This window comes from Gemmatimonadaceae bacterium (genome assembly GCA_036496605.1).
In the GTDB taxonomy this organism is placed as follows: Bacteria; Gemmatimonadota; Gemmatimonadetes; order Gemmatimonadales; family Gemmatimonadaceae; genus AG2.
In genome coordinates this window covers 91,802-102,633 of sequence record DASXKV010000044.1, presented here as the reverse complement: position 1 = coordinate 102,633, position 10,832 = coordinate 91,802, and the positions used below count along the sequence as shown (strand labels likewise).

8 protein-coding genes are annotated in these 10,832 nt (G+C 63.3%); all 8 read right to left on the bottom strand.

All coding sequences use genetic code 11. The features are described from left to right. The coding region (locus tag VGH98_17570; protein HEY2377786.1) for a nucleotidyltransferase family protein at positions 1-1,298 on the bottom strand (1,298 nt) is incomplete at its 3' end. A 108-nt stretch (positions 1,299-1,406) separates the two neighbouring features. Continuing rightward, positions 1,407-2,753: a nucleotide sugar dehydrogenase gene (locus tag VGH98_17565; GenBank protein ID HEY2377785.1), complete on the bottom strand. Its 1,347-nt coding sequence runs from the start codon at positions 2,751-2,753 to the stop codon at positions 1,407-1,409. A gap of 4 nt (positions 2,754-2,757) precedes the next feature. After that, positions 2,758-3,870 carry a DegT/DnrJ/EryC1/StrS family aminotransferase gene (locus tag VGH98_17560; protein ID HEY2377784.1) on the bottom strand — a complete coding sequence of 371 codons (1,113 nt, stop codon included), beginning with the start codon at positions 3,868-3,870 and terminating at the stop codon, positions 2,758-2,760. 107 nt (positions 3,871-3,977) lie between these two features. After that, on the bottom strand, positions 3,978-5,042 hold the full coding sequence (locus tag VGH98_17555) for a Gfo/Idh/MocA family oxidoreductase (protein ID HEY2377783.1): 1,065 nt from the start codon (positions 5,040-5,042) through the stop codon (positions 3,978-3,980). A gap of 3 nt (positions 5,043-5,045) precedes the next feature. After that, positions 5,046-5,627 carry an acyltransferase gene (locus tag VGH98_17550; protein HEY2377782.1) on the bottom strand — a complete coding sequence of 194 codons (582 nt, stop codon included), beginning with the start codon at positions 5,625-5,627 and terminating at the stop codon, positions 5,046-5,048. Next, positions 5,624-8,869: a carbamoyl-phosphate synthase large subunit gene (gene carB, locus VGH98_17545; protein ID HEY2377781.1), complete on the bottom strand. Its 3,246-nt coding sequence runs from the start codon at positions 8,867-8,869 to the stop codon at positions 5,624-5,626. The genes VGH98_17550 and carB overlap by 4 nt, the downstream gene beginning before the upstream one ends. Next, complete coding sequence (locus VGH98_17540; protein HEY2377780.1) at positions 8,853-9,824, bottom strand: GDP-mannose 4,6-dehydratase; 972 nt, start codon at positions 9,822-9,824, stop codon at positions 8,853-8,855. The genes carB and VGH98_17540 overlap by 17 nt, the downstream gene beginning before the upstream one ends. Further along, on the bottom strand, positions 9,821-10,798 hold the full coding sequence (gene gmd, locus VGH98_17535) for a GDP-mannose 4,6-dehydratase (protein HEY2377779.1): 978 nt from the start codon (positions 10,796-10,798) through the stop codon (positions 9,821-9,823). The genes VGH98_17540 and gmd overlap by 4 nt, the downstream gene beginning before the upstream one ends. Positions 10,799-10,832 lie beyond the last annotated feature (34 nt).

Here is a 10,832-nt window from a genome sequence, read left to right as displayed (position 1 = left end):
CCCCGCGCGTCGCGCCTGACGATGACGTCACCGCGCCTGGCACCGCGCCCGTTGAGCGGTACGACCCGCGCAACCGCGAAACGTGGGATCGCCGGCTCCATACTGCCGTCGGCCGGAGACAACCACGCTCGAGACGCGGATCCCAACGCCGAAACGAGTCGGCCCTCACAGTCCACGTCAGAGAGCGCAATTGCCTGCCGCGCGGCTTCTGCCTTCTCCACACTGGACGAGCGCTCGAAGACCACGTGGCGGTACAGCCACGCGACGCCTCGGCGAAGAAAATATCCTGGCGCGGCACGCCATCCCTGGCGCCGAGCGAGAGGCCAGATTCGGCCGGCGAGAACGCTGAGCGAGGCGCGAGGCGAATCCGAGAGAGCAACCAGGCGAATGAGTCGACGCAGGTTGCCGGTTGTGCCGAGACTCCGCTCGAGTCGACGCATCGCGGCGGCCGAGCGCTGGCGGTCGAAGCGGCATGCGTCGATGTTCTCGGCGATCCGGATCGCCCATGCGAGGTGTCGTCCCAGACCAACTGCGCGCGCCGCGCGCAGCGCGTCACATCGACCGTCCTCGTCGAGCGACGACCAGAGCAAAAAGAAATCGACCGCCCAGAGCAGCGGCTTCTCGTGATGCTTTGCCAAGTGAGCCGCGAGATAGGCGGGAAGAAATCGCCCGTCGTGCGCCGGAAGATCGTAGCCGCCAACACGTAAGGACCGTTGCTCCACCGGCAGCTGGACGTGCTCGAGAAGCGGGTCGTCGAGCGCCGAGGAGTGTACTTCGAGCACGAATGTCTGCGCACCGACCCGACACTCGAATCGTTCCTCTTCCGGCGCAGATCCGCTCGTCCAGCGCCAACCAACTTCACTGAGCGCGTGCGCGGCGTCAGGGCGTTGCTCTATGGGTACGTACAGATCGGAATCCAGGACCGGCCGAACCGTGTGATCCCCATAGACTCGCTGGGCGAGCGGAAAGCCCTTGAGGACGACGGCAGAGACCCCGTGCGAGCGCAGTGCGGCGATTGCCGCTGCGAGCGAATCGAGTTGGCGCTCGAGAACGAGCCCTGCCGTTACTGCGCGTTTCTGCCAGGCTGAGCTCACGTCGGCGGGCGCTTCTCGACGAATGGAGTCAGCGCTGCGCGCCCAGATGACGCCGATCAGCCGCTCTCGTTCCGCGTGCGCGAGTGCCGCCTGCCAATCGATTGCGTCGACTGCTCGAGACTTTCCGAGCGCGAGCCGCAACAACGCGTACAACGACGCGGTGTCGATTCTCAGATCGGCACGAGCGGGTGCTGACGGTGTCATGAAGAGCGTCCGATGACTACGCGAATGGACGCGGGCGAAGGCGCTCAGCCGCTGCGCCTCCGCCCGTCCTAGTCGCTCTGATGCAGGTCTCGCGCCGCCGAGACCGGCTCAGGCTTCTGCCACCGCCGCTCCGTCTCCGCGTGCGTTCGCCAACGAAACGACTCGCGCTTTGGTCTTCACGGTTTTCCCCATGGCGTTCCGGCTGTCGACGATCAGCGCGGCGTGGTCCATGAGCATTTGATAATCGATGGACCGATGATTCGTGACGATGACGACGGCATCGGCACGCTGCAGCTCGTCCATGGTGAGCTCGACACCGGACCGTACGTGGCCATCTTCCCGATACGTCGCAATGTACGGATCGTAGAAGACGACCTCGGCACCGTCCTGCTCGAGCAATCGCATGACGTCGAGCGCCGGGCTCTCGCGAATGTCGTCGATGTCGGGTTTATACGCGACGCCGACGACGAGGACGCGACTCCCGTTGACCGGCTTCCGCTCGTCGTTGAGTGCTTGCGCAACTTTCTCGACGACGTACGCCGGCATCTGGCTGTTGATCTCACTCGCCAGATCGATGAAGCGCGTCTTGTAGTTCAGCGTCCGCATCTTCCACGCGAGGTAGTGGGGATCCAGCGGGATGCAGTGACCGCCGATTCCCGGGCCGGGCGTGAATTTCATGAACCCGAACGGCTTCGTTGCGGCAGCGTCGATCACCTCCCACACATCGACGCCCAGCTTGTCGCAGACAATCGCCATCTCGTTGACGAGGCCGATGTTCACGGAGCGGAAGGTGTTCTCGAGCAGCTTCACGAGTTCCGCGGACTCGGTTGTCGACATCGGAACGACCGTGTCGATCACCGCCGCGTACAGCGCGGTCGCGACCTCGGTGCAAGCGGCCGTGATTCCTCCGACGACCTTCGGCGTGTTCTTCGTATGGTATTTCGGATTGCCCGGATCGACGCGCTCGGGGCTGAACGCGAGAAAGACGTTTTCACCGACCGTGAGACCGAGCTTCGTCAAAATTGGAAGAAGCACCTCGCGGGTCGTGCCCGGATAGGTCGTACTCTCGAGAACGACGAGGAGGCCCTCGTGCGCCGTACGACTTACCGCCTCGGCGGCCGCGATCACGTAGCTCATATCCGGATCGCGCGTCTTCACCAGCGGTGTCGGCACTGCGATCGAGACTGCATCGGCGTCGCGCAGACGCGATTCGTCGGTCGTCGCTTCGAACAGCTTCTGCTTCACGAGCTTCGCGACGTCGGCGCTGGGGACGTCCTGGATGTGTGAACGGCCTTCCATCAACGCTTTGCACACGCGCTCGCTCACGTCATAGCCAATGACCTTGAAGCCACCCTTTGCGAATTCCATGGCCAGCGGCAAACCGACGTAGCCGAGGCCAATGATCCCGACTGTTGCGGTGCGATCCTGAATGCTTTTGAGCAGAACGTCCTTCATTGGTCTATTGCTCGTAGAAGGAGCGGATGGCATCGACGACCTCATCGAGCTGGCTGCGTTCGAGCTCGGGATAGATGGGTAAAGACAGTACCTCCTTCGACGCGCGCTCCGACTCGGGGCAACTGCCTTCCCGGTAGCCCAGGTAGGCGAAGCACGGCTGAACGTGGAGCGCCAGCGGGTAATAGATGGCCGTTCCGATCTGCCTACCCTTCAAGTAGGCTTGCAGGTCGTCGCGGCGCTGAGCGCGAACGGTGTACTGGTTGAAGATCGATTCGTTCTTCGGATCGATGAAGGGCGTACAGATACCCTCGACCCCGGCGAGCGCGTCCGTGTAATACCGCGCATTCTCACGGCGTTTCGCGCTCCACGCGGCGAGGTGCGGAAGCTTGGCGCTGAGTACGGCAGCCTGAATCGTATCGAGCCGACTGTTGTAGCCGACCTCATCGTGGAAGTATTGCTTCGCTCCACCATGCACGCGAAGTCGCCGTAGACGCGTTGCAAGCGCCTGATCCTGCGTCACGATCATCCCGCCGTCCCCGTAGCCTCCGAGGTTCTTCGAGGGAAAAAAGCTCAACGTTCCCATCGTGGGAACTTCGCCAGCCATCCGCCACGTCCCGCCGACCTGACGACGAGCGCCGATTGACTGAGCGGCGTCCTCGATGACGGGTAGACCCTTGGCGGCCGCGGCGACCTTCTCGATCGCGGCCATCTGGCCGAATAGATCGACCGGGATGATGGCTTTGCTCCTGGACGTCACCGCAGCCGCGATCGCGTCTGGGGCAATGTTGAATGATTGCGGCTCGATGTCCACGAAGACCGGAGTCGCGCCGACGTTGTGAATCGTTCCCGCCGTCGCGAAGAAGGTGAACGGGGTCGTTATGACCTCATCGCCACGGCCGATGTCGAGCGCACGCAGGGCGAGGACGAGAGCATCGGTACCGCTCGCACAACCGATCGCATACTTGGTCTTCGACAACTCGGCGACCTGCGTCTCCAGCGTTTCGACTGCAGGGCCGAGAATGAAGAGCTGAGAATCGACGACGCCCATGAGGGCAGACACGACTTCGTCACGGATCGCGGCGTGTTGAGCGCGCAGATCCAGAAGTGGTACGGGCATTGAGATGGTGTTGGGTTGAACGAGAATAATACAGAAGGAGCTGGGGCATAGGGGCAAGGGCGCTACGCCTGTCACAATCCGGACAGCTTCGCCTAGCCCTTGCGATGCTAGCCCCTAGCCCCTTTTAGTGGGATCGGTACCTCGCGGCCGATTTTCGCCGATTCGTAAATCCCGAGTATCAGCTCGAGGGACTTCCGGCCTGCGCGACCGTCCGTCTGCGGCTGGGCCTCGCCTCGAAGTACTGCGAGCACGTTGCGGTAATAGCCTTCATGGCCGAATCCGTAGACATTGGGCGGGTTCGTACTCGCGCTTTCGACGAGCTTGTCGTCGTCGTCGTAATCGGCGAACTGCCAGTGCTCCACGCGATTGACCGCGGTGCCGCCGATTTTCACCGAGCCTTTCTCGCCGAGAATCGTGATCGATCCCTCGATGTTGCGCGGATAAGTGAGCACGTTCACTTCGATGACGCCCAGCGCGCCCGACCGAAACTTGAGCAGCGCCACGCCTGAATCCTCTGCCTCGATGCGGCGCGCCTGGGTCGCGGTCTTGGCCATCACGCTCTCGACGGGCCCGACGAGCCACTGAATCAGGTCGACATAATGTGACGCTTGATTCATGATCGCGCCGCCGTCGAACTCCCAGGTTCCCCGCCAGGGCGCCGCGTCATAGTACTCCTGTGGACGCTGCCAGCGGACGGTCGTGTTGGCGATGAAGATTCGACCAAAGCGCCCTTTGTCCACAGCCCGGCGAAGCAACTGAACCGGCGGATTGAGACGATTCTGCTTCACGACGAAAAGAAAGACGCCCGCATCGTCGCACGTCTTTACCAGTTCGTCTGCTTGACCGAGAGTGATGGCCATCGGCTTCTCGGTGATGACATGCTTGCCGGCGCGCGCCGCGAGAGCGCCGTGCGCCGGGTGCAGACCGCTGGGCGTGCAGACGGCGACGACGTCACAGTCCGCGCGCTGCAACATCTCATCATACGACGTGAATCCGCGGACGCCCTCGCGCTCCGCCGCCTCATGAGCTCTCTCCGGGACGACGTCGCAGACCGCGGTGAGCGTCAGCCCTTCGATCTTGCGGAGAGCCTCGAAGTGATTGCGGCTGATTCGTCCGCAGCCGACGAGGGCAATCTTGAAATCGCCGCCGGCGCGCGTACGTGGCGTCGTCATCGCTTACCTCGTGCGGCGCCGAATTCCCTCTCCGGCGCGTTCGTATTCGGTGCCGCAGAACCGGCAACGCCCTTCGCCGGAATCCGGAAGCCGCTCCCCACACTGGCACATCCAGCCGATGCGGCGCGCCGGCACGCCGACCATGAGTGCGTAGTCCGGTACGTCGCGCGTGACGACCGCACCGGCGCCGATAAACGAATACTCACCAAGCGTCGTGCCGCTCACGATCGTCGCGTTCGCGCCGATGCTGCTGCCGCGACGCACGAGTGTCTTACGATACTCGTGCTTTCGCGAGATGTGGCTGCGCGGATTGAGAACGTTCGTAAATACCATCGACGGGCCGCAGAACACGTCATCCTCGAGCTCGACGCCCTCGTAGATCGACACGTTGTTTTGAATCTTGCAGTTGTCGCCGATGCGCGTGCCGTTCATCACGACCACGTTCTGGCCGAGACTGCAGCGCTGGCCAATCACGGCGCCCGGCATGATGTGACAGAAATGCCAGACTTTCGTGCCTGACCCGATCGTCGCGCCCTGATCGACGTACGCCGACTCGTGAATGAACGGCTTGTCCGAATCGCTCATTCCACGGCAGCGTTGGCGGTGATCATCGCTTGCCACTCCTGCAACGACCGCACGCTCGGCGCGCGGGACCGGAGGGCGAGAATCGCGTCCGATGCCGCGCTGGCGGCGGACATTGTCGTGGTGTATGACACGTGATGCACGATGGCGCCCTGCCGGAGGCGATAATCGTCGATCTGTGAGTGCTTGCCTAACGGCGTATTGATCAAGAGCTGAACCTTGCCGTTGACGAGGAGATCGTGGCAGTTCGGCCGGCCCTCGTGCACCTTGAGGACGCGTTTCGCGGGCACGCCGCGGCCCCGCAGATATCGCGACGTGCCCGAGGTAGCGAGAATCTCGAAGCCCATCTCGTGGAATCGACGGGCAATCGGAGTCACGGTAGGCTTGTCGGGATCGTTCACGGTGATCAGCACCGCGCCCGAGAGCGGAAGTCCGTTCGACGCCGCGATCTGCGACTTGGCGAACGCGCTGCCAAACGAATCCGCGATGCCCATTACCTCGCCCGTCGACCGCATCTCCGGACCAAGCACTGGGTCGGTGCCCGGGAATTTGCTGAAGGGGAAAACCGCTTCCTTCACCGAGACAAATGGCGGAGCAATCTCCTCGGTGTAGCCGAGGCTCTCGAGCGTTTCGCCGAGCATTACGCGCGCCGCGAGCGACGCCAGTGGAACACCGATCGCTTTCGACACGAACGGGATCGTTCTGCTCGCTCGTGGATTGACCTCGAGTACGTACACGATGCTGTTCTTGATCGCGTACTGCACGTTGATGAGCCCAACGACGCCGAGCGCCTTCGCGAGCGCGATCGTCTGTTCGCGCATCGTCTGCATGTCGTGCTCGGTGATGAGGTACGGGGGCAACACACACGCCGAGTCGCCCGAGTGAATCCCCGCGTCCTCGATGTGTTGCATGATTGCACCGATCACGACGCGATCTCCGTCGGAGATCGCGTCCACGTCGCACTCGAAAGCATCCTCGAGGAAGCGGTCGATCAGCACCGGCTTCTCCTCGGACACGCGCGCCGCGGTCGCGAAGTACTCCTCGAGCGAATGCGAATCGTAAACGATCTGCATCGCCCGGCCGCCAAGCACGTACGAGGGACGCACCAGCACGGGATATCCGACGCGATCCGCCGCTTCGACCGCCTCGGTGACGCTCGTGGCGGTGCCGTTAGGCGGCTGGTTGAGACCGAGGTCCCGGGCGATGTGCTCGAATCGGCGTCGATCCTCGGCGATGTCGATCGAATCGGGGCTAGTGCCGAGTATGCGCACCCCCGCCGCCTCGAGTCGCCGTGTGAGCTTGAGCGGCGTCTGGCCACCGAGCTGCACGATCACGCCGATGGGATCCTCGCGCTCGATGATCTCGAGCACGTCCTCGAAGGTCAGCGGCTCGAAATACAGCTTGTCCGACGTATCGAAGTCGGTCGAGACAGTCTCCGGATTGGAGTTGATCATGATCGTCTCGTACCCCTGCTCACGCAACGCGATCACCGCGCGCACGCAGCAGTAGTCGAACTCGACGCCCTGGCCAATGCGATTCGGTCCCGAGCCGAGGATCACCACCGATTTCCTTCCGCTCCGCGGCGATTCGCTCTCCTCGTCGTAGCTGCCGTAGAGATACGGCGTCGCGGATGGAAACTCGCCGGCGCAGGTATCGACCATCTTGTACGCTGGCCGGAGGCCTAACGCCCAACGCCGCTGGCGCACGTTGTCCTCGGACTCGTCCCGCAGGTCGCCGAGCTGGCGATCGGAGAAGCCCATGCGCTTCATGTCGCGCAGCATGTTCGGCGTCACCGACCGCGCCGAGGCATACATCCGCTCGGCATCGATGAGCTCCTGCATCTGACCGAGGAACCACGGGTCGATCGCCGTGAGCTCATACACGTCATCGATCGTCATGCCGCGTTCGAGCGCGCGCTTCACCTGGAAGATGCGCTCGGCTGTCGGCTGGCGCAGCGCGCCCTGCAACGTCTGCACCGCATCGTCCAGCAGTCCGTCGTCACGCGCACGCGCCGCCACGTTCCATCCAAAGCGGCCGGTCTCCAGCGCCCGCAACCCCTTCTGAAAGGCCTCCTTGAAGGTGCGGCCGATCGCCATGGCCTCGCCCACCGACTTCATCTGCGTCGTTAGGCCCGGATCGGCGTTGGGGAACTTCTCAAAGGCGAAACGCGGGATCTTGACGACGACGTAGTCGAGCACCGGCTCAAACGACGCCGGCGTCGTCTTCGTGATATCGTTCGCGATCTCGTCGAGCCGATAGCCAACGGCGAGCTTTGCCCCGATGCGCGCGATCGGGAATCCAGTGGCCTTCGACGCGAGCGCCGACGAACGTGAGACGCGTGGATTCATTTCGATCACGAACATCTCGCCGTCGCGCGGATTGATCGCGAACTGGATGTTGCAGCCGCCCGCATCCACACCGACCTCGCGAATGATCGCGACCGCCGCGTCACGCATGACCTGATATTCGCGATCGGTGAGCGTCATCGCCGGTGCGACGGTGATCGAATCGCCCGTGTGCACGCCCATCGGATCGAGGTTCTCGATCGAGCAGACGATGACGACGTTGTCGTCGTGATCGCGCATCACTTCGAGCTCGAACTCTTTCCAGCCGATGACGCTGCGCTCGATGAGGATCTGATGCGTCGGCGACTCGTCCAACCCATGACGCACGATGTCCTCGAATTCCGTCCGATTATAGGCGATACCGCCACCTGTGCCGCCTAACGTGAACGACGGACGAATGATCGCGGGAAAGTCCGTGCGCTCGACGATCGACGTCGCCTCGTCGAGGCTCGTCGCGATACCGCCTGGCGCGATCTTGAGACCGATCCTCTGCATCGCTTCGGCGAAGCGCTTCCGATCCTCGGCGATGGCGATCGCCCGCTCCTTGGCACCGATCAATTCCACGCCGTGCCGCTCGAGTGCGCCCGACTGCGCCAACGCCATCGCAACGTTGAGGGCCGTTTGGCCACCCATCGTCGGAAGGATCGCGTCGGGCTTCTCGCGCTCGAGGATCAGCTCGACGTATTCCGGCGTCACCGGCTCGATGTAGGTCTGATCCGCGAACTCCGGATCCGTCATGATCGTCGCCGGATTCGAGTTGATCAGAATGACCTCATACCCTTCTTCCTTCAGGGCTTTGGTCGCTTGCGTTCCCGAATAGTCGAATTCCGCTGCCTGTCCGATGATGATCGGACCGGAGCCGATGACCAGTATGCGTTTGAGATCAGCTCGTCGCGGCATGAATCAGATCGTCGATGATATCGGGCCGCGTGTGCGTCGGCCGCCAGCCGGTGGCGCGCTGCAGCTTGGCGGGTGAGCCGACGAGCACCGGCACGTCGACACCGCGCACGAGCGCGGGATCGGTCGTAATCTCGGCGGTCGTGCCGACTCGCAGCAAGACTTCAGTTGCCAGCTCTCGCGCGCTCACGCCCTCGCCGCTGCATACGTTGTAGACCTCACCGGGCTCCCCGCGCTGTGCGAGCAATAGATAGGCTTGGACAACGTCGGCGACGTGAAGATAGTCCCGCACCGACTCCTGGTTCCCGAGACGAAGTTCGGGCTGGGCAGCAGTCCTCAGCGCAAGGGCACGGCGAACGAGTGCAGGCAACAGGAAGTGCTCCGGATGGCCGGCGCCCGAATGATTGAAGCTACGAGTGCAGATGACCTTCAGCGCCTCACCGCGGTGATATTGCCTGGCGGCAACTTCCTGCGCCGCCTTCGACGCCGCGTACACGTCGTTCGGACGCTGCTCTGCCTCCTCCGCGAGAGGTATGTCGGCCGCATCGTGACGACCGTACTGCGTGGCGCTTCCGATGACGAGCACGACCGGATCGATCGCGCCTGCCGCGCGCCTTCGCGCTACCTCGGCCAGTAGCCTCACGGCGCCGAGGACGTTCACGTCATACGCCGTTGCGGGCGCGTCGCGGGCTTCCGGAATGAAGCTGACCCCCGCGAGGTGGAAGATCAGATCCGGCAGCGAGTCATCGAGCGCGCGATGTACGCTCTCGGCATCGCGAATGTCACCGTGGATCCACTGGACTGCGCCGTGCTCGTTAGGCGACAAGATGCCCTGCGCCGGCGGGTGCAGGCCGAGGGCGACGACGTTCCACCCCTCGGCGAGCATCGCGCGGCACAACCACTGCCCGACGAATCCGGTCCCACCGGTGACGAACGCGCGTGGCGCCGGGCCGTTCACCGAGCGTTGGCGGAAGAAGCCGTGTGCCGGCGCAAATCGGCATCGACCATCATCTGAATGAGCTGCTCGAACGTCACGTTGGGCGCCCAGCCGAGTGTCTGCTGGGCTTTCGTCGCATCGGCGACGAGCAAGTCCACCTCCGCCGGGCGGAAGTACCGCTCGTCCTGCACGACGAACTCGCGGTAATCGAGACCAACGCAACCGAAGGCGGCCTCACAGAGCTGCCGCACCGAGCAGGTGCGGCCCGTTCCGACGACGTAGTCGTCAGGCGTGTCCTGCTGAAGCATCAGCCACATCGCGCGCACGTAGTCACCAGCGAAGCCCCAATCGCGACGTGCCTCGAGGTTGCCGAGCCGCAGCTCACGCGCGAGCCCGAGCTTGATGCGAGCGGCACCGTCCGTGACCTTGCGCGTGACGAACTCCAGTCCGCGTCGCGGACTCTCGTGATTGAAGAGGATCCCCGACACCGCGTAGAGCGCAAAGCTCTCACGGTAATTCACCGTGATCCAGTGGCCGTAGACTTTCGCCACGCCGTACGGGCTGCGCGGATAGAACGGCGTCGACTCGCGCTGCGGCGACTCGTGCACTTTGCCGAACATCTCGCTCGAGCTGGCCTGGTAGAAGCGCGCGTTAGGCGCGGCCTTCTTCATTGCCTCGAGCATCCGCGTGACGCCGAGCGCCGTGAACTCGCCGGTGAGCACGGGTTGGGTCCAGGAAGTCTGGACGAAGCTCTGCGCAGCGAGGTTGTAGATCTCGTCCGGGCCGTAGTCCGTGACGACATCCGTGAGCGACGTCTGATCGAGCAGATCGGCGGAAACGAGCTCGACCCGATCGACGAGGTGGCTAATGCGCTCGTACGGTGTCGTGGAGCTGCGACGCACGATGCCGACGACTTTATATCCCTTCTCGAGCAGCAACTCGGCGAGATAGGAGCCGTCCTGGCCGGTGATGCCGGTAATGATTGCGGTAGGCATTCTCTGATGGTCAGAAAAAAGGGGAGCTTCTCGA